Origin of the sequence: Streptococcus hyointestinalis (assembly GCF_011039275.1) — a bacterium.
In the GTDB taxonomy this organism is placed as follows: domain Bacteria; phylum Bacillota; class Bacilli; order Lactobacillales; family Streptococcaceae; genus Streptococcus; species Streptococcus hyointestinalis_A.
Genome location: NZ_JAAKGB010000001.1, coordinates 1730266 through 1748580 on the forward strand (window position 1 = coordinate 1730266; position 18315 = coordinate 1748580).

At 43.3% G+C, this 18315-nt stretch carries 18 protein-coding genes and 1 riboswitch; of the genes, 2 read left to right on the forward strand and 16 right to left on the reverse strand.

The window, feature by feature from the left end:
* Positions 1-11: 11 nt before the first annotated feature.
* The 13 genes from G5B60_RS08595 to G5B60_RS08655 all read right to left on the reverse strand — a co-directional run bounded on the left by G5B60_RS08595 (position 12) and on the right by G5B60_RS08655 (position 13736).
* Positions 12-1706 (reverse strand): CocE/NonD family hydrolase, encoded by a 1695-nt coding sequence (locus tag G5B60_RS08595; RefSeq protein ID WP_164683637.1) that lies wholly within the window; start codon positions 1704-1706, stop codon positions 12-14.
* Positions 1707-1815: 109 nt separating this feature from the next.
* Entirely contained in the window at positions 1816-2349 is a 534-nt protein-coding gene (locus G5B60_RS08600; RefSeq protein ID WP_164683638.1) for a TetR family transcriptional regulator, read from the reverse strand.
* A gap of 19 nt (positions 2350-2368) precedes the next feature.
* The gene (locus G5B60_RS08605) at positions 2369-4441 is read right to left on the reverse strand and encodes a cation:proton antiporter (RefSeq protein ID WP_164683639.1); all 2073 of its coding nucleotides are present in this window, start codon (positions 4439-4441) and stop codon (positions 2369-2371) included.
* A gap of 24 nt (positions 4442-4465) precedes the next feature.
* Positions 4466-4669, reverse strand: a complete 204-nt coding sequence (locus G5B60_RS08610; RefSeq protein ID WP_241154526.1) for a hypothetical protein — start codon at positions 4667-4669, stop codon at positions 4466-4468.
* Between the two features lie 2 nt (positions 4670-4671).
* Positions 4672-5220 (reverse strand): tRNA (mnm(5)s(2)U34)-methyltransferase, encoded by a 549-nt coding sequence (locus tag G5B60_RS08615; RefSeq protein WP_164683640.1) that lies wholly within the window; start codon positions 5218-5220, stop codon positions 4672-4674.
* A 20-nt stretch (positions 5221-5240) separates the two neighbouring features.
* Positions 5241-6164, reverse strand: coding sequence for a TIGR01212 family radical SAM protein (locus G5B60_RS08620; protein WP_164683641.1), 924 nt, complete (start codon positions 6162-6164; stop codon positions 5241-5243).
* An 87-nt stretch (positions 6165-6251) separates the two neighbouring features.
* Entirely contained in the window at positions 6252-6902 is a 651-nt protein-coding gene (locus G5B60_RS08625; RefSeq protein ID WP_164683642.1) for a phosphatase PAP2 family protein, read from the reverse strand.
* Positions 6899-7465, reverse strand: a complete 567-nt coding sequence (locus tag G5B60_RS08630) for an ECF transporter S component (RefSeq protein ID WP_164684265.1) — start codon at positions 7463-7465, stop codon at positions 6899-6901. Before G5B60_RS08630 ends, G5B60_RS08625 begins: the two co-directional genes overlap by 4 nt.
* A gap of 70 nt (positions 7466-7535) precedes the next feature.
* Positions 7536-7665: riboswitch (FMN riboswitch) on the reverse strand.
* 42 nt (positions 7666-7707) lie between these two features.
* The gene (locus tag G5B60_RS08635) at positions 7708-11499 is read right to left on the reverse strand and encodes a GBS Bsp-like repeat-containing protein (protein ID WP_164683643.1); all 3792 of its coding nucleotides are present in this window, start codon (positions 11497-11499) and stop codon (positions 7708-7710) included.
* A gap of 126 nt (positions 11500-11625) precedes the next feature.
* Positions 11626-12174, reverse strand: coding sequence for a tRNA (cytidine(34)-2'-O)-methyltransferase (locus G5B60_RS08640; RefSeq protein ID WP_164683644.1), 549 nt, complete (start codon positions 12172-12174; stop codon positions 11626-11628).
* A gap of 192 nt (positions 12175-12366) precedes the next feature.
* Positions 12367-12720, reverse strand: a complete 354-nt coding sequence (locus tag G5B60_RS08645; RefSeq protein ID WP_164683645.1) for a hypothetical protein — start codon at positions 12718-12720, stop codon at positions 12367-12369.
* Position 12721: 1 nt separating this feature from the next.
* Entirely contained in the window at positions 12722-13384 is a 663-nt protein-coding gene (locus G5B60_RS08650; protein WP_164684267.1) for a type 1 glutamine amidotransferase domain-containing protein, read from the reverse strand.
* Positions 13385-13400: 16 nt separating this feature from the next.
* Positions 13401-13736: an ArsR/SmtB family transcription factor gene (locus G5B60_RS08655; RefSeq protein WP_164683646.1), complete on the reverse strand. Its 336-nt coding sequence runs from the start codon at positions 13734-13736 to the stop codon at positions 13401-13403.
* Between the two features lie 231 nt (positions 13737-13967).
* Here G5B60_RS08655 and trkA point away from each other — a divergent pair, with 231 nt between their 5' ends.
* Both trkA and G5B60_RS08665 read left to right on the forward strand, forming a co-directional pair.
* Positions 13968-15317, forward strand: a complete 1350-nt coding sequence (gene trkA / locus G5B60_RS08660; RefSeq protein WP_164683647.1) for a Trk system potassium transporter TrkA — start codon at positions 13968-13970, stop codon at positions 15315-15317.
* Between the two features lie 3 nt (positions 15318-15320).
* A complete protein-coding gene (locus tag G5B60_RS08665) occupies positions 15321-16760 on the forward strand; it encodes a TrkH family potassium uptake protein (protein WP_164683648.1) in 1440 nt (479 codons plus the stop codon).
* A gap of 25 nt (positions 16761-16785) precedes the next feature.
* Here G5B60_RS08665 and yidD read toward each other — a convergent pair whose 3' ends face one another.
* Genes yidD through scpB form a run of 3 tightly spaced genes read right to left on the reverse strand, consistent with a single transcriptional unit; the run spans position 16786 to position 18313 of the window.
* Positions 16786-17025 (reverse strand): membrane protein insertion efficiency factor YidD, encoded by a 240-nt coding sequence (yidD, locus tag G5B60_RS08670; protein WP_164683649.1) that lies wholly within the window; start codon positions 17023-17025, stop codon positions 16786-16788.
* The gene (locus tag G5B60_RS08675) at positions 17022-17744 is read right to left on the reverse strand and encodes a pseudouridine synthase (protein ID WP_164683650.1); all 723 of its coding nucleotides are present in this window, start codon (positions 17742-17744) and stop codon (positions 17022-17024) included. Before G5B60_RS08675 ends, yidD begins: the two co-directional genes overlap by 4 nt.
* Positions 17741-18313 (reverse strand): SMC-Scp complex subunit ScpB, encoded by a 573-nt coding sequence (scpB, locus tag G5B60_RS08680; protein ID WP_164683651.1) that lies wholly within the window; start codon positions 18311-18313, stop codon positions 17741-17743. Before scpB ends, G5B60_RS08675 begins: the two co-directional genes overlap by 4 nt.
* Positions 18314-18315 lie beyond the last annotated feature (2 nt).

Below are 18315 nucleotides of genomic sequence, written 5' to 3' on the forward strand. Positions count from 1 at the left end.
ATTGTTTTACTCTATGCTTCTTTGGGTACACGTAATTTTGAATCATACTTGCCCCCAAAATGAATGACATGTTTTCCTTTATTTACATTTGGTGAAGGTGGTAGCTGTGGAAATTCTGGACGAACAATCTTATCAACTGGACAGACAGTCAAAGCTAATTTTTCTCCTTTTTCCCAACGCATAGCAAATGGCCAAAATGGAATCTCAACCGATACAATATCCCCCTCTCCTATCTTCTCTTCTTTCGTTTGACATAGAACTGGGGTTAGCTCTGTTGATTTTTCTTTATCAAGTGAACGCTGTGACACACGTAAGCGTCCATTTGGTCCTGGATAATAGCGTTCTGTGACTAATTCATGCTCTAAAATTTGCCCTTCTTGATTGTACTTTCTAACAAAAGCAAACAAATCCATATCATCATTTCCTACAGACTCAACCCATAGTCTTAAAGAGAAGTTACCAATAAAATCAACAGCTTCTCTCATTTCTAACTCAAAGGTAATACCATCTAACTCTGTAGTGTCATAAACTATCTGACTTTCTACTGCTTGAGGTGTTTCAGATAATTTTAACTTTCCATTTTCTTCTACTAAGTAGTAAGTTGTAAAGGATTGATTTTCTAAGAAATTAGGTGAAGTTTGAAACTTATCTTCATGTCCTGGGTTGAGTACAGCATAACGTAAATGTGGAGTTTTCTCCCATCCATTTTCTTCACCTTTTAGGTAATGGTCAAAAAATTTTTGTAAATCAGCTACATTTTCAGGATTGTAGTAATCTGTCCATTCATGAGTATTATGAACACGGAGCCATTTTTCTTTAGTAGGTAACTGTTTGTAAGCTTGATAAGGTCCTGAACTATGAATCGCATTTGTCCAAGAACCTACCAAATACGTAGGAATGGTTACTTTTTCTAAATTTGGTGTTTTATCTTGCCAATAGGCATCATAAAAGGGATGTTCAGCAGATAGACGAGCCATATCCTCAACTAGACCATCTGTATAAATCATGCGAGATAAAGACTGATTAAAAGAGGTATCACTAACACCGCCACGTGCTAGTGTATCCTTGTAAGGATTAAACGCCCCTTCCCATGGAGCAATGGCTGCTAGATGAGGTGGCTGGAGTTCTGCAACAGCATATTGACTCATTGAGAGATAAGATGTTCCTGTCAAACCAACTTTCCCATTTGACCAGTCTTGTGTTGCTATCCATTCAATCACGTCGTATTCATCTTTTGCTTGTTGGCTTCCCCAAGCATAGACATTCCCCTCTGAACTTCCAACACCACGTGGGTCAGGAGATACAACAACATACCCTCTTGCTACCCAATAGGATGGATTAGGAGCTTCAAAAGCATTTAGACCGTCTTCCCATTCAGGCTTGACGTCCATGCGCGTTGGATGACCAAAGTTATCCATACTCAAAACACTACCACGTTTACCATAAGGAGCATACCACATAATTGTTGGATATTTCCCCTCTTTTGTTGGACGAAAAATATCAACACGAATTTTAACGTCATCTCGAAGAGGAACTTGTGCGTCTTGTTCAACTAATATATCTGCTTCTAAAGGCATAGCTCCTTCTTTTTGGATACTTCCCTTTTCTAGGATAAATGTCTTAGAATCTAAACCAGGATATGGCGATTGCGCCAATGGCATACCTGAAGTAAAATACATTTCAAATGGTGTTTTATTCTCTACCATAGACTTTCTCCATTTCTACCTTTAAGTATTTACTCAATAGTTTAGCAAATAAAAAACAGATAAGGAATATGCAGTTTTCCTTATCTGTTTTTACAAAATGTGGCAAGTGTCAAGTAGACTTGCTAAAAATAGAAAATTCTCCGCTGAGTGTCTGATAGATGAGACTGCTTAGTTGTTCTTTTTCCCACCTTTCCTGCGAGTGGACTAAAAAATACTCTGCTAGTCCAATAGCATAAAAACTCAAACCAAAATCAATCATCTGGTGATTTTTAGCACTGGTGTCCGCCTTATGGATAGACAACTGGCTGAGATAAATCTTGATAATTTCAATCAACTGCTTTTCAACCAACTGGCGTCGTTTAGAAAAGTAAAGGTCACGTAAAAGCGGCTGGTGCTGACATAACTCCTCAACAAACAAATCAATAGCTTGACTAGGAGTTGTTGCCTTCATACTGGTGGCTAAGAGCTCTGTCATGCGACATTGAAAAGACCACTCAACCACTTCTACAATATCTTGAAAATGATAATAAAAAGTCTGTCTTGAAATCTGACAAGCATTCACCACATCGGTCACCGTAATTTTATCTATAGGCTTTGTCTGTGCCAGATTGAGAAAAGCTGTTTCAATGGCTTGTTTAATCATCTTCTTCTCCGTGACTTTTTTAATTATTCAACCGACTTCTCGTGTAGTTAAAGAGGTCATAGGAAAGGGTATTGACCGTTTCTTTTAGAGAATAGTTTTCAAGGGCGTTGACTTCTTTACGCAGGGCTTTAGCGTATCTGCGGCTAATCAGGTCCTCCGCCTCATACTCGGCAATGACTTTACGCTCTAGATAGAAGCCACGCAACATCTCATCAACATTGTCTGGGACATTTCTCGTAATGACACGCTCGACAAAGGCTCCTGACTGGATGATTTGTGCTTCCTGCTTTCTGGAGTGAATCAGATAGCCGACAAGATCTGCACTGTAGACATCATCAAGGTTTTGTAGCGCCTCTAAAACCAAGGCGGTATTAGCTTGATAGAGGGCAATCAAGTGCTGTCTATTTTCCTTGGTGATAGCTTGCTGGTTATTTCTCGCTCGCAAAAACTGACGAATGGTAGATCCTAAGGTCAAAATCTCGTGCAAGATTTGCGGAAGTGCCCGCAAAAGAACCGCTAAAACATAGGTCAAGTTTGAGATGAAGCCACGGTTAATCCGACGCTCCAAAAACTTGAGATAACCTTGATAGAGACGATACTCTTTCATATCAATGTCACCATTTAAAAAGGCATTCTCAAGACCATCACTCTCAATTCCTAAAATCATGATGTTAATCAGAGCCAAGTCAGACTTGACCTCATTAGACTCCTGATCTAGGATGAGGTTTTCTAAGCGTTTATTGTAATTGTCAATCACGGCGTAGAGGGCAGTCCTGCTTTTATCCTCTTTGAGATCTTGTTGCAACTGCCAAATCACGTCATTTAAAATCGCAATTTGCATGTAGTGATCAGGACTAGTGCTACTTGCGCTAGCAAGTCTTGGCAGAGCAACGATACCAACTAAAAAACTAAAAAGAGTAACGCCTGCCACGATAAAGAGCAACATACTATGCTCAACTGTTGTCAAAGTCGGTAGCAACAAGATAGTCGCAATAGATACCGTTCCCTTGACACCAGAAAAGGTCAAAACGAGAATGTCCTTGAGGTACTTTTTAAGCCCTTTTTTGAGATGACGGCTGCGATAAGCATAAAACAGCCAAATCATCACAAAGCGAATAGCAAAGAGCAAAAGCGTCACCAGCACTATCACCCCTAAAATCAAGAGTGTGTTAATTTCTTGACTGAGAAGCACAGGTCTTGCAAACTTGGTCAACTCTGCTCCTAACATCAAAAAGACCACACCGTTGAGAAGAAAAGCAATCATGCCCCACATGACACTTCCGACATTGTCAATCTGGGCATCTAAAAGGGTGATTTTTTTAAAACGGCTGGCTTGCGAGATACCAGCAATTACGACCGCAATGATACCAGAGCCGTGGATTTCCTCCGCTAAAAAGTAGGCAATAAAAGGCAGGGTCAGCTCAAGCAGCATAACACCTGACACATCCGCCACATCCATGCTATCTAAAATAGCTAAAAAGAGACGATTGACCAGTGCCACAATCAGCCCAACCAGAAGCCCACCAAAAACAGACAGTAAAAGCTTAAGGCTGGCATTTTGCAGGGAAAAGACACCTGTTGTAAGTGCAGTGATGGCGACCTGAAATGATACCAGACCGCTGGCATCATTGAGCAGACCTTCCCCTTTTAGGATATTTTGGACATGCTTTGGAAAGCGAAAACGCTTTGATAGCGAGTTAAAGGCGACCAAGTCCGTTGGTCCAAGCGCAGCCCCTACCGCTAGGCAGGCTGCCAAGGACACCCCAGCAGGCAATAGCTTATAGGTAGCAAAGCCCAAGGTAAGGGTGCTAACAAAAACCACTGGAAAAATCAGATACAAAATAATCTTCCAATGCCTCAAAACATTAGTAATATCACTCTCTTCTCCCTCACGAAAAAGGAGCGGTGCAATGACAAAGGCTAGAAAGAGCTCACTATCTAGCGAGACAAAATGCTCTCCAAAAATCAAACACAAAAGCCCACCAAAGACAATCTGAATCAAAGGCAGAGGCACCTTTGGAAAGAGCCTGTTGATTAAGTTCGAGAGAATCAGTGCAAACAGAAAAACAATAATTAAAACAGCAACGTGCATCTCAACAAAATCTCCAACTCACTCCTAACGCTTATCCTCACACATTTTCGCATAGGCGCTCTTGTGGTCAGCGATTTTTTTGTCCACTGCTGTGACGTCACAATGGGTCATTTTCTTTTGGCAACGCTCGATTTCAAGCGTCATCAATTTCTTTTTGATTTTCGCCATTTTCTTGGCTTCACGTGTTTTTTCAAATCCTGTTGTGTTTAACCATTCCTTTAACATCATCTTTACCTCAATTTTTCAATCATAATCAAAAATGGCGGCGTATTCACCTGATTTAGCGGCTGATAGAGCATGGTGGCGAAGTCTTCTTGCGGCAGATTTTTGACAAAGGCAAGCACTTCTTTTTTCTCAATATCACCGCCAGCATGCCCGTGATAGACCATCAAGGACACCCGACCCCCAACCACTAAGCGCTCCAAAATTTTAGCTAGCGCCTCAAGCGTCGTGCTTGGTTTTGTGATAAGACTCTTATCTGCACTTGGCAAATACCCCAGATTAAAAATAGCAGCCGTGATAGGCTCGTCTACGTAGTGGTCAAGCGTCTCATGTCCATCTAGGATAAGCTCAGCATTTGTCAGTCCTTGACTTTCTAGGAGCTGACTGGTTTTATCAAGCGCCTGCTTTTGAATATCAAAAGCGTAGACTTTTCCTGCTTTCTGCGCTAAAAAGGCAGTGTCGTGACCATTTCCCATCGTCGCATCAACAACAATACTCTTACTATCAATGACTTCTGCTAAAAAGTCATGAGAGAGGGTGATTGGACGTTTTATCATTACTATTCTCCAAACTTGTTCTAAACTAAGCGGCAGCCTTGATAAGCATCTCGGCGCTCCATTTCTTTATCGATAGCGTTCAAAACTTCCCATTTATTGAGACTCCACATAGGTCCTATGAGCATATCCCTAGGCGCATCGCCAGTGATACGATGAATGATAATATCTTTTGGAATAATCTCTAGCTGGTCGCAGATAATAGAGACATACTCCTCTTGGCTAAGCAATTGCAAGCGTCCCTCATGGTAATCCCGCTGCATGCGGGTGTTGGTCATCAAGTGCAAGAGATGGAGCTTGATACCGTTGATGTCGTTGTCAGTGACACAGCGACGGACATTCTCTAGCATCATCTCGTGCGTCTCCCCTGGTAGCCCATTGATAAGGTGGGAGACAATCTCTACCTTTGGAGCTTGCCTGCGTAAACGCTCCACTGTTTCCTTGTAGAGGTCATAAGAATGGGCACGATTGATAAGCTCCGAGGTCTTTTCATAAGTGGTCTGCAATCCCAGCTCCACCGTCACATGCATGCGCTCTGTCAGCTCTGCTAGATAGGCAATGGTCTCATCTGGCAGACAGTCTGGGCGTGTCCCGATGTTGATACCAACCACACCAGGTTCGTTGATCGCCTGCTCGTAGCGCTCACGGATAACCTCCACACGGTCGTGTGTGTTGGTAAAGTTTTGAAAATACACCAGATATTTCTTGACCTCGGGCCACTTGCGGTGCATAAAGTCAATTTCCTTGTAAAATTGCTCACGAATGGGTGCTTCAGGGGCAACGATAGCGTCGCCAGACCCTGACACTGTACAAAAAGTACAGCCGCCGTGCGCTACCGTACCGTCACGATTGGGACAGTCAAATCCAGCGTCAATCGGCACTTTGAAAATCTTTTCACCAAAAATTAAACGATAATAGTCATTTAGGGTGTTGTAACGTTTTTTCATGACTCTATTGTAACACAAATCATGAGATTTTCACCAAAATTGCTCTAAAAAAGAGACCAGAAGCAAGCTTCTGGTCTCTTCTTAAAATTACTTTTGTTTACCCTGAAAGCGCCACTTAAAGCGCAATTGGTCATAGTAAGGAAACACTAAGTTATGGATAGCATAGGCGAGTAAAAAGCCACCTATGATATCACTTGGGTAATGCACGCCCAGATAAATCCGTGATAAGGCAATACAGAAAATCAAAAGCCCTAAAAGGATAGCCACCGTCCATTTGGCAGTCTGTGAGGACAAGCGCTGGAAGCAAATAACAAGGATACTTCCAATAATCAAAAAGGTCCCCGTAGCATGACCACTCGGAAATGAATTGCCACTCGCATAGACCAAGTGCGTAATGCTAGGTCTTGGGCGCTGGTAGATATACTTGAGCGACACGATACAAATACCCGCTAAAATGCTGTTTGTAGCGACGTAAATCGCCTCGGCATACCATTTTTTCAGCCATAAGATAATGACCGCAACAGCGGCAATGATAGCCTGGGTACTTGGATTTCCAATAACGGTTATGGTTTTAAAGAAAGCCGTTAGAGGCTGGGGAAGATCCCCTCTGATGGCACTTTGCACACTAGTATCAAATGGCCGTAAAGCTTCAGGATAAAATTTGACCACATAACCTAGCATGACAAAGAATAAAAAAGCAAAAGAGGCAATTACCCAATAGTGTTGTCTTTTTTTCATTTCAATTGATATCTTTCTATAAACGGTTTACAAGACGTATAGACGATATAAAAAACCAGAGCCAAAAGCACACCCTCAATGATATTAAAAGGAATAACCATGGCTACAATGTAGCGACTAACCCCAATCGTTGCTGCAATGTCAAAATTAGCAAAGGTGGCATACAGCGGCACGGCATAAAAGAGATTTATCAATACCATAGCAACCGTCAATATCAGCGTCCCTAATACAGTTGCTTTTAGATAGGCTGTAAGCACCATATGTTTTTTCCAAATAAAGGCAAATGCCCACAGAAAAACAAATAAAGCTACCATATTCATCGGAAGCCCGATGTAGGTTTCCACCCCTTGATTATTGAGCACCAGTTTTAAAAGCGAGCGTAAAAAAAGAACGACCACGCTACTCTTAAAATCAAAAAGTGCCAAGGCTAAAAGCATGGGAATCACACTAAAGTCGAGCTTTAGAAAGTTTGCCCCTGGAATGAGGGGAAAACTCACATACATGAGCACAAACGATAGTGCAGAGAGTACCGCTAAAAGCGTCAAACGTCTTGTGTTTGTCATTGTCATAAAAAATTCCTCCAATTTTTACAAATTGAAAGAAGGCCAAAAGGTATGTGCGTACACAAAAAACCTTTGTCTTCTCCCATCCAGACTATACTGTCGGTCGTGGAATCTCACCACGTCAGCTTGCGCTCGCGGACTTCACTCATCATATAAGTGTCACCGCCGGTCGGGAATCTCACCCTGCCCTGAAGACATTTCCATGATAACAAAAAAGCCCTGCAAATGCAAGGGCTTCATACTTAGATATCTGTAATCTTGATAAAGGTTGAAGGGAGACCAACACGGTCTTCTGCATAACGACTTTGTTCAGACCAGAGTTGAGAGATAGGGTACCAACCAGATAACATTGGTGTATAAGGGTCAGATACATAAGTCTTGCCATTATTGTAGCCTTTTAGGACAAGCTCATGGCTACCATTTCTGACAAAAATGTCATTTTGCACAGCTGCCATCACATGATAGCCTTCTTGCAGAGCGGTTGCAACAGCAGAAAGACTTGGTAGCGGTGTTGCTGTGTAGCCCCAATGGTCAACAGCTTTTAGTAACCCTACAGCTCCTGTACCTGTCCACTGCTTGTTGAACTGGTCAGTGTTATTGTAGAGATAATCTGCCACAGTTGTTGGAAGGACTTCTTTTCCTGACAAGGAACTAAAGACCATAGCAAGGCTTGTTGGCACACAGCCTGTTTTATCTAGATTAGACAAGCCATAAACCTTACTTGCCCATCTTGGATCACGTTGACGGTAGTAAGGAGTCTTATAATTGACTCGATCAACAGTGAAGGTATTCGCAACCAAGAAATTAGACTTGCCATTTTCTACTTGATAGACATGGACATGATAAGTGCCTGTATCGGCATGGTCAGTGACGTTGATTCTTGTCACAGCTTGGCTATTTTGATGGCTAGAAGCATACCATTTCAAATCATCTTGTCCCTTGGCATCAGACCAAACGGCAAACAAAATATCTCCTGAACTTGGCACAGCAGTTGCTCTTAGCTCGTAATTACCAGTACCTTTGTAGGTGGCAGTGACTGCTTTAGGCACTTCAAAGCGGTAAGTACCTAGGCTGACAGCGTAGGTCGTGCCGTCTGTAAAGTCGGTGTAGACATGCACATAGTAGTCATCGCTATTGCCTGCATGATTTTTAATGTCTACCGTTTGACGGACTTGATTGTTGTTAGCTGTTGGGGTGTACCACTTGACGTCATCTTGGTCTTTGTCCGCTGACCAAACAGCGATACGAGAGCCCTTAATTTGTTTCGTCTTGTCACTTCCTGTTACAACCACATCAAAAGTCGTTTTGGTCTTATCATAATTGACTACCTTAACTTCTGGCTTAGCTGGTTCTGGTACATCAATGTGGTAAGTACCTAAGCTGACAGCATAAGTCGTGCCATCTGTGAAGTCAGTGTAGACATGCACATAGTAGTCATCGCTATTGCCTGCATGGTTTTTAATGTCTACCGTTTGACGGACTTGATTGTTGTTAGCTGTTGGGGTGTACCACTTGACGTCATCTTGGTCTTTGTCCGCTGACCAAACAGCGATACGAGAGCCCTTGATTGGTTTCGTCTTGTCACTTCCTGTTACAACCACATCAAAAGTCGTTTTGGTCTTATCATAATTGACTACCTTAACTTCTGGCTTAGCTGGTTCTGGTACATCAATGTGGTAAGTACCTAAGCTGACAGCATAAGTCGTGCCATCTGTGAAGTCAGTGTAGACATGCACATAGTAGTCATCGCTATTGCCTGCATGGTTTTTAATGTCTACCGTTTGACGGACTTGGTTATTGCTGGCTGTTGGGGTGTACCACTTGACGTCATCTTGGTCTTTGTCCGCTGACCAAACAGCGATACGAGAGCCCTTGATTTGTTTCGTCTTGTCACTTCCTGTTACAACGACGTCAAAAGTGGTCTTGGTCTTATCGTAGTTAACAACCTTAACCTCTGGTTTGGCGGGTTCTGGAACGTCAATGTGATAAGTACCTAAGCTGACAGCGTAGGTCGTGCCGTCCGTAAAATCGGTGTAGACATGCACATAATAATCATCGCTATTACCTGCATGATTTTTAATGTCTACCGTTTGACGGACTTGATTGTTGTTAGCTGTTGGGGTGTACCACTTGACGTCATCTTGGTCTTTGTCCGCTGACCAAACAGCGATACGAGAGCCCTTAATTTGTTTCGTCTTGTCACTTCCTGTTACAACGACGTCAAAAGTGGTCTTGGTCTTATCGTAGTTAACAACCTTAACCTCTGGTTTGGCGGGTTCTGGAACGTCAATGTGATAAGTACCTAAGCTGACAGCGTAGGTCGTGCCGTCCGTAAAATCGGTGTAGACATGCACATAATAATCATCGCTATTACCTGCATGATTTTTAATGTCTACCGTTTGACGGACTTGATTGTTGTTAGCTGTTGGGGTGTACCACTTGACGTCATCTTGGTCTTTGTCCGCTGACCAAACAGCGATACGAGAGCCCTTAATTTGTTTCGTCTTGTCACTTCCTGTTACAACCACATCAAAAGTCGTTTTGGTCTTATCATAATTGACTACCTTAACTTCTGGCTTAGCTGGTTCTGGTACATCAATGTGGTAAGTACCTAAGCTGACAGCGTAGGTCGTGCCGTCCGTAAAATCGGTGTAGACATGCACATAATAATCATCGCTATTACCTGCATGATTTTTAATGTCTACCGTTTGACGGACTTGGTTATTGCTGGCTGTTGGGGTGTACCACTTAATGTCATCTTGGTCTTTGTCCGCTGACCAAACAGCAATACGAGAACCCTTGATTTGTTTCGTTTTGTCGCTACCTGTTACAACGACGTCAAAAGTGGTCTTGGTCTTATCGTAGTTAACAACCTTGACCTCTGGCTTAGCGGGTTCTGGAACGTCAATGTGATAAGTACCTAAGCTGACAGCGTAGGTTGTGCCGTCCGTGAAGTCGGTGTAGACATGCACATAGTAGTTATCACTATTGCCTGCATGATTTTTAATGTCTACCGTTTGATGGACTTGGTTATTGCTGGCTGTTGGGGTGTACCACTTAATGTCATCTTGGTCTTTGTCCGCTGACCAAACAGCAATACGAGAACCTTTGATTTGTTTTGTCTTATCGCTACCTGTTACAACCACATCAAAGGTTGTTTTAGTTTTGTCATAATTAACGACCTTAACCTCTGGTTTGGCGGGTTCTGGAACGTCAATGTGATAAGTACCTAAGCTGACAGCGTAGGTCGTGCCGTCCGTAAAATCGGTGTAGACATGCACATAATAATCATCGCTAGTACCGGCATGGTCTAAAATATTGATGGTTTGGCGGATTTGGTTGTTAACGGCTGCTGGCGTGTACCATTTGAGGTCGTCTTGACCTTTGTCGGCTGACCAAACGGCGATACGAGCGCCTTTGACAGCTTTAGTGCTAGCGTTTCCCACAACGGCAACATCAAAAGTAGTTTTATCTTTGTCATAGTTGATAACGCCAACTGCTGGATTGCTAGACTCTTCGTTACCTGCAGAAGCTTTTTCTTCTGCTACTGTGGCAGTTGCTGGCTCCAATCCTTCGCTAGCAGATCTTTGTGTAGTCGCACTTGTGTCAGCTGACTTAGCTACTTCTGATGTTTCTTGCGTAGTGACTGCTGTAGCGCTAGCAGCTTCCGAAGCAGCAACGCTCTCTGTGCTCGCTACACTACTAGCACTTTCGCTAGTACCTGTTGTGCTAGCTTCCTCGCTCGTTGCTGCAACAACCGCTACTTCTGACGTCTGCTCAACGGCTTGACTGGCTGCTTCAGAAGAAGTTGACGTAGCTGCGGTTGAAGTGTCACTTACCGTCTCTTGCGGACTTGCGACAACGGTCTCAGTGTTACTTGCTTGTGGCTGCGTTGCTGTCACTTGGTCGGCTTGTACACCACCAGAAAAGAAAACAGCTGTCCCAAGCAAAGCCGATACGGCACCCAAAGTAGACACTTTGCGAATACCGAAGCGTTGCTTACGAACAGTTCTGTGTTGATGTAATCTCTCCATACGTGAATAGTGCATCCTAAATATCCTCATTTCTATTTTCCTATATGTTTATGTTAGCATGATTTTAGGCATTTTTCAAGGAATTTTAAGATTTTTTTAAGCTGGTAGACACGCAATTGTAATACTTTATTTCAACTTGTCTTTTTCATAGACATGGCTCAACTCTAGATTTGGAAATGACTGCTGGCGCAGCGCTTCATAGACAATCATGCAGGCAGTGTTTGAGAGGTTGAGGCTTCTGACGTGCTGGTCATTCATAGGGATACGCAGAGCCTTGTCAGCATGTTGGCGCATAAAATCCTCTGGCAAACCCTTATCCTCACGCCCAAACAAAAAGTAGTGGGCACAGCCATCGTTATACTTTTCCTCAGAATAAACACGACTAGCAAACTTACTAATCAAGTGGAGTTTGCCATCACAAGCCTCTAAAAACTCCTCTAGACTATCGTAAAACGTCACATCAAGCTTGTCCCAATAATCAAGCCCAGCACGCTTCATTTTCTTGTCATCAATAGGAAAACCCATAGGGCGAATGATATGAAGGGGGCTGTTGGTCGCAGCGCAGGTACGGGCGATATTGCCAGTATTAGCTGGAATCTGTGGTTCAAATAAAACGATGTGGTTAGAACTGCTGTCACTGCGGTGGTTTTGCTGGCTGAGTGCTTCGATATTCATGCTGATCCTCTCTTAAACATAATAAAAACCACATTGCCCGGAGTCAAGCTCAGCAAACAATGTGGTTGTGGTTGCTCGCTACCTTAAATCATAACAGGTTTGATTTAAAACAACGAATCGTTATCACTATTATAACACTTATGGACTATCTGTCAATAGCTTTTTGAGGATTTTTTAGGCGAGATATGATTTTTATCTTTGCTTATCCCCATAAGTCAAAATCCCATCAATGACAAAACCATAGCTTAAGCTCATGAAGTTGACTGCAAGAGTTAAGACCCAGCCATAGCCCATCATATAATCAAAATAAGTCACGCAAAGTCCAATAACAAAAGCAATCATAGGTCCTCTTAGATACCACTTACCCTCTAAAGCTATATGACCTAGCGCAACAGCAAGACCTAGCCCCATGCGATTAAGCATCAAAAAGAAAAGATTGTCCAATGTGAACGGTACTTGTAAAAAGAAGATAGCAGACCACCAGCAAAAAACTCCGCAGATAAGTCCTAATAATAGCCCTACTCCTATTGTTGTTCCTTTTTTCATGTTAGTTTTCCTCCAATGCTTTGACTAATAAATCAGCGACACCTGCTGGTGACTGTGGGTTTTGTCCTGTAATCAAGCGTCCATCACGCACGGCATGGCTTGAGAAAAAACGACGCTTCGTAAACTGTGCCCCCATGCTTTTGAGCGCTGTTTCGGTCAAAAAAGGCACAAACTTGGTCGTTCGATTGAGAGCTTCCTCGGTATTAGTAAAGCCGGTCACATGACGTCCTTTGATAAGTGGTTCTCCATTTTCAGCTTTGAGATTGAGAAGTCCTACCACACCATGACACACGGCTGTGACGTAACCGCCATTTTGATAAATGCTCTCTGCAATTTTTTGAAGGGCTTGATTATCTGGAAAATCCCACATGACACCATGTCCACCTGTGTAGTAGATCGCCACATACTGGCTTGGGTCAATTGTGTCAACAGACAAGCTAGTAGCTAGAGCTTTCTGTCTAAAGTCTTCATCATGATATAAAGCCCAGTCCGTCTCATCTGCAAAACGCAGGCTGTGGGGGTCAAGAGGTACATAACCACCCTTTGGACTAGCAAAATCAACGTCGTAGCCTGCACGGTGAATCTTGTCATAAAAATGAGTCAGCTCACTCAACCAAAGACCCGTTGCACGGTTTGTTGTAGCGTATTTTTCAACATTTGTCATCACAATTAAAATCTTTTTATTGCTCACGGTTTTCCTCCAAAATGACTTGCTTGACCAACTGAATCAACTCCTCCAACTGAGAAAGTGACGTCAGGTCAGAGTCTAAAAAATAGTAATTCTTCGTTCCCTCACGGCGTAGCCCGATGATGCCCGCCTCTTTTAAAATACCCAAATGATGAGACACTGCTGGTCGTGATAAATGCGTGTGCGCCGTAATCTCGCCCACTCGCACACCATGGCAGTCCAGCTTTAGCATGGTCATCACGATGTGTAACCTTGTTTCATTGCCCATAGCGAGTAGGCTGGGCTTGCTTTTTTCAAACAAATCAGCAAGTTTTAACAGTTTTTCCATAGCGTTTTATCTTTCGTTTAATTTTTTGAACGAATATAAGTCTAACATAGCCATTTCTCAAAAACAAGAAAAAGAACCATTGGGAAAGAAAGTCTTTCCCAATAGCTTTAAGTTATTTTTTAGATTTATTACAAAACGTAAACAGTTCCATGTATTTTATATCTTTTTGCTCGTGGGTAGTTACTTTTTTGCAAAAAAAGAGTATGATAGAAAGATAACTCGGAGGTAAATATGAAGATTATTGTTGTCGGTGGCGGCAAGGTGGGTACAGCACTTTGTCGCTCACTTGTCGGCGAAAAACATGATGTTATTCTCATTGAGGAAAAAGAAAGTGTCCTCAAGCGTGTCACTAAGCGCTACGATATCATGGGGATTGTCGGCAATGGTGCAAACTTTAAGATTTTAGAGCAGGCTGAGGTCAAAAATTGTGATATTTTCATTGCCCTCACCGATAAGGATGAGCTTAATATGATTGCGGCTGTTTTGGCTAAGAAAATGGGCGCCAAAGAAACCATTGTGCGTGTGCGTAATCCTGAATACTCAAACGCCTACTTTAAGGAGAAAAACTTCCTTGGCTACTCCATGATTGTCAATCCAGAGCTTTTATCAGCACGTGCGATTGCCAATATCGTTGACTTTCCAAATGCCCTGTCTGTTGAGCACTTTGCCAATGGGCGTGTCATGCTGATGGAGTTTAAGATTTCTAAAAACAGCAAGCTCTCTGACCTGACCATGAGCCAGTTTAGAAAACGCTTTGGCAATATCGTCATTTGTGCTATCGAGCGTGATGGACGTCTGCTCATCCCAAATGGTGAGGCGACTATCCAAGAGGGCGACACCATTTTTGTAACGGGAAATCGAATTGAGATGGTGCTTTTTCACAACTCCCTCAAATCCAAAATGGTTAACAGCATGATGTTGATTGGAGCAGGGCGGATTGCGTATTATCTGCTTAGTCTCCTAAAAGACACGCACATCAAGGTCAAACTCATCGAGATTAACCGCCAACGTGCCGAACTCTTTAGTCAGGAATTTCCAAATGTCAATATCGTCCTTGGTGACGGGACAGCAAAACCTATCCTCATGGAGGAAAACGTCACCCACTACGATGCGGTCGCTACCATGACAGGGGTTGATGAGGAAAATATCATCACGTCCATGTATCTAGAATCACTCGGTGTCAGCAAAAACATCACCAAGATTAACCGCACCAGTCTCTTAGAAATCATTGATCGCAAGGAGTTCTCAACCATCATCACGCCTAAGAACATCGCAGTGGATAGTATCATGCACTTCATCCGTGGGCGCTACAATGCTAAGGACTCCAACTTAGAATCGCTTCATCACGTGGCAAATGGTCGCATTGAAGCGCTGGAGTTTGAGATTACAGAGGCGACAAAGATTGTGGACAAGCCACTCTCCAGTCTCAAACTTAAATCAGATATTCTGATTGCAGCTATCATCCGACATGGAAAAGCTATCTACCCAACAGGTGAGGACAAACTGCAATGTAATGACAAAATTGTCGTGATTACACTCAAACAAAACATCACACAGCTGAGTGATTTGATTGCGAGGTAGAGTATGAATCGACATATGGTACGTTATCTTCTCTCAAAATTGCTCTTTATCGAGGCTGCACTCTTAGTTGTCCCACTGATTGTGGCGCTAATCTATCATGAGTCGCCTAAGATACTTCTGAGTATCCTTGCGACCATAGCCATCTTGCTGGTCATTGGAGCGATTGGAAATGGCTTTAAGCCTCGTGATCATCACATCTACACCCGTGAAGGGATGTTGATTGTCGCTCTTTGTTGGATTCTCTGGTCTTTCTTTGGAGCTTTGCCTTTTGTCTTTTCAGGGCAAATTCCAAATATCATTGACGCTTTTTTTGAGACCAGCTCAGGATTTACAACGACGGGGGCGACTATCTTGCCAGATGTGAGTGTGCTATCGCATTCGCTGCTTTTTTGGCGGAGCTTTACCCACCTCATCGGAGGGATGGGAGTGCTGGTTTTTGCCCTTGCCATTATGGAAAATAGCAAAAGCAGCTACCTTGAGGTCATGCGGGCTGAAGTGCCTGGACCAGTTTTTGGTAAGGTCGTCTCTAAGCTAAAGGAAACCGCACAAATCCTCTACATTCTCTACTTGATTATGTTTGCTATTTTTACGGTTATCCTTATTTTTGAGGGCATGCCTGTCTTTGATAGTTTTGTGACCGCTATGGGAACGGCAGGGACTGGAGGCTTTGCTGTTTACAACGACAGTATGGCTCACTACAACAGCCCACTCATCACCAATACCGTGGCTATCGGTATGCTGGTCTTTGGGGTCAACTTTAACCTCTACTACCTGCTCTTACTGGGTAAACTCAAAGCTTTCTTTAAAGACGAGGAATTGCGCACTTATCTGGGTATCGTGCTTGCGGCAACTGCTCTCATTGCGCTGAACGTCCTTGGTATGTATGATAACTTCACAGACGGTTTAGAGAAGGTCTTCTTTGAAGTGTCAACCATCATCACAACGACCGGTTTTGGGATTACAGACCTTGCGCATTGGCCGTTATTCTCCCAATGTATCTTGCTTCTTTTGATGTTTATCGGAGGTTCAGCGGGCTCAACAGCTGGGGGGCTCAAGGTCATGCGGGCTTTGATTTTAGCCAAAATCTCACGCAATCACATCCTCTCAAATCTCTACCCTAACCGTGTGCTGTCTCTACATATCAACGGCAGTGTCATCGACAAGGAAACACAGCACGGCGTGCTCAAGTATCTGACCATCTACGGAGCGATTTTCTTGGCGCTTACTCTCTTTTTGAGCCTTGATAACAACAACTTCATGGTGGTGGTCAGCGCAGCAGCCTCTTGCTTTAACAATATCGGACCTATGCTAGGAACGACAGATACCTTTGCTATCTTTAGCCCCTTCTCAAAACTCCTGCTCTCCTTTGCCATGATTGCAGGGCGTCTTGAGATTTATCCTATTATCCTGTTACTCCTACCTAGAACATGGTCTAAACTATAAAAAATAGCGTGTGTCATTGACACCGCTATTTTTGTGATCGTCTGAGTGTAAAATGGTCTGGGACAGGGTCGTCTCCTCCCTTGACAAAGGGATGGCAACGCAAAATGCGAGCAATTCCCATGACAAACCCTTTTAAGCCATGCTTTTGCAGCGCCTCAATCATGTAGGCTGAGCAGGTGGGACGATAGCGACAAGTCGCTGGAAAGGCTGGGGAAATGTAGCGCTGATAGAGCCTAACAAGCCAGATAAAAAAACGTGTGATCATTTGTTGTTGATGGCTGCGTTGTGCAGCTGACTGATTTCTTTTTTGCTTAATTTTCTAAACTCACCAGGTCGAAGCCCTGCCAAATCCAGTGTCCCAAAGCGAATGCGTGAGAGCTTGTCTACCAGAAGCCCCACTTCTTCAAACATTTTCTTGACTTGGTGATTGCGTCCTTCGTGGATCGTCAGCTCCACAACAGAGCGGTTTTTGTCCTTGTCTACCTTGACGATATGATAGTGTGCTGGTTTTGTTTTCTTGCCATCAACCATAACCCCACGGGTCAAAGGGCGCAAGTTCTCCTTGGTCGCAATGCCCTTGACACGTGCCAGATAGACCTTGTCAATCTCATTTCTTGGGTGAATCATCTTGTCAGTAAAATCACCATCATTCGTTAGAATAAGCAGCCCAGATGTGTCCCAATCGAGACGCCCAACAGGATAGATACGCTCTCTCACCTCAGGCAACAAGTCCACAACAGTCTTACGTCCCTTTTCATCAGAGACACTTGAGATAACCCCACGAGGTTTGTTGAGCAGGTAGTAGACCTTTTCTTCGTTGTAGATAGGACTGCCATCAATCTCGACACGGTCGCTTGCTTTGACTTGTGTAGCGAGATTGTCAACGACCGTACCATTGATCGTGACATGTCCATTTTTGATCAGTTCTTCTGCCTTTCTTCGGCTAGCAACACCAGCATGTGCGATGTATTTGTTTATTCTCATTCTTGTTCTTCCCTTTCGTCTTCTTCGAGATTAAAAAGTGTCAACTCTTGGTCAACCAACTGGATATTAGAAGCGTCTACTAACTCATCAAGGTGATTGATTCCCATGTAATCTAAAAAATAATCCGTCGTTGCATAGAGCTTTGGACGTCCAATAACCTCTTTTTTCCCTATTTCCTTAATCAATCCAAAGGCTTGCAGTTTGCTAATGGCACCGCTTGAATTAACCCCTCGAATGGCGTCAACCTCAATGCGGGTAATTGGCTGCTTGTAGGCAATAATCGAGAGCACCTCAAGGCTAGCTCGTGACAAGGTTTGATTGATTGGTGAGCTGGCAAAATCCCTAAGCAAGTCTGAAAAACTGTCCTTTGTCACTAGCTTGTAGGTCTGTGAGGTCTCTAACAAGCAAAGACTAGAGTCTGCATCCTCTTCATAACGACTCGCTAATTTTTCCAGCTGCTGTGTGAGTGCTGTCGGTGTCAGCTCCAATAGCTCCGCTAACTGGCGTAAACTAAGCCCATCCTCACCTGCCACAAAAAGAAGTGCCTCTAATCGTGCTAAATAATTCATCT

Bases quoted from the DNA above. Each gene is read 5' to 3' on its own strand.
- G5B60_RS08595 (WP_164683637.1), bottom strand. From the start codon at position 1,706: ATGGTAGAGAATAAAACACCATTTGAAATGTATTTTACTTCAGGTATG.
- G5B60_RS08600 (WP_164683638.1), bottom strand. From the start codon at position 2,349: ATGATTAAACAAGCCATTGAAACAGCTTTTCTCAATCTGGCACAGACA.
- G5B60_RS08605 (WP_164683639.1), bottom strand. From the start codon at position 4,441: ATGCACGTTGCTGTTTTAATTATTGTTTTTCTGTTTGCACTGATTCTC.
- G5B60_RS08610 (WP_241154526.1), bottom strand. From the start codon at position 4,669: ATGATGTTAAAGGAATGGTTAAACACAACAGGATTTGAAAAAACACGT.
- G5B60_RS08615 (WP_164683640.1), bottom strand. From the start codon at position 5,220: ATGATAAAACGTCCAATCACCCTCTCTCATGACTTTTTAGCAGAAGTC.
- G5B60_RS08620 (WP_164683641.1), bottom strand. From the start codon at position 6,164: ATGAAAAAACGTTACAACACCCTAAATGACTATTATCGTTTAATTTTT.
- G5B60_RS08625 (WP_164683642.1), bottom strand. From the start codon at position 6,902: ATGAAAAAAAGACAACACTATTGGGTAATTGCCTCTTTTGCTTTTTTA.
- G5B60_RS08630 (WP_164684265.1), bottom strand. From the start codon at position 7,465: ATGACAAACACAAGACGTTTGACGCTTTTAGCGGTACTCTCTGCACTA.
- G5B60_RS08635 (WP_164683643.1), bottom strand. From the start codon at position 11,499: ATGGAGAGATTACATCAACACAGAACTGTTCGTAAGCAACGCTTCGGT.
- G5B60_RS08640 (WP_164683644.1), bottom strand. From the start codon at position 12,174: ATGAATATCGAAGCACTCAGCCAGCAAAACCACCGCAGTGACAGCAGT.
- G5B60_RS08645 (WP_164683645.1), bottom strand. From the start codon at position 12,720: ATGAAAAAAGGAACAACAATAGGAGTAGGGCTATTATTAGGACTTATC.
- G5B60_RS08650 (WP_164684267.1), bottom strand. From the start codon at position 13,384: ATGACAAATGTTGAAAAATACGCTACAACAAACCGTGCAACGGGTCTT.
- G5B60_RS08655 (WP_164683646.1), bottom strand. From the start codon at position 13,736: ATGGAAAAACTGTTAAAACTTGCTGATTTGTTTGAAAAAAGCAAGCCC.
- trkA (WP_164683647.1), top strand. From the start codon at position 13,968: ATGAAGATTATTGTTGTCGGTGGCGGCAAGGTGGGTACAGCACTTTGT.
- G5B60_RS08665 (WP_164683648.1), top strand. From the start codon at position 15,321: ATGAATCGACATATGGTACGTTATCTTCTCTCAAAATTGCTCTTTATC.
- yidD (WP_164683649.1), bottom strand. From the start codon at position 17,025: ATGATCACACGTTTTTTTATCTGGCTTGTTAGGCTCTATCAGCGCTAC.
- G5B60_RS08675 (WP_164683650.1), bottom strand. From the start codon at position 17,744: ATGAGAATAAACAAATACATCGCACATGCTGGTGTTGCTAGCCGAAGA.
- scpB (WP_164683651.1), bottom strand. From the start codon at position 18,313: ATGAATTATTTAGCACGATTAGAGGCACTTCTTTTTGTGGCAGGTGAG.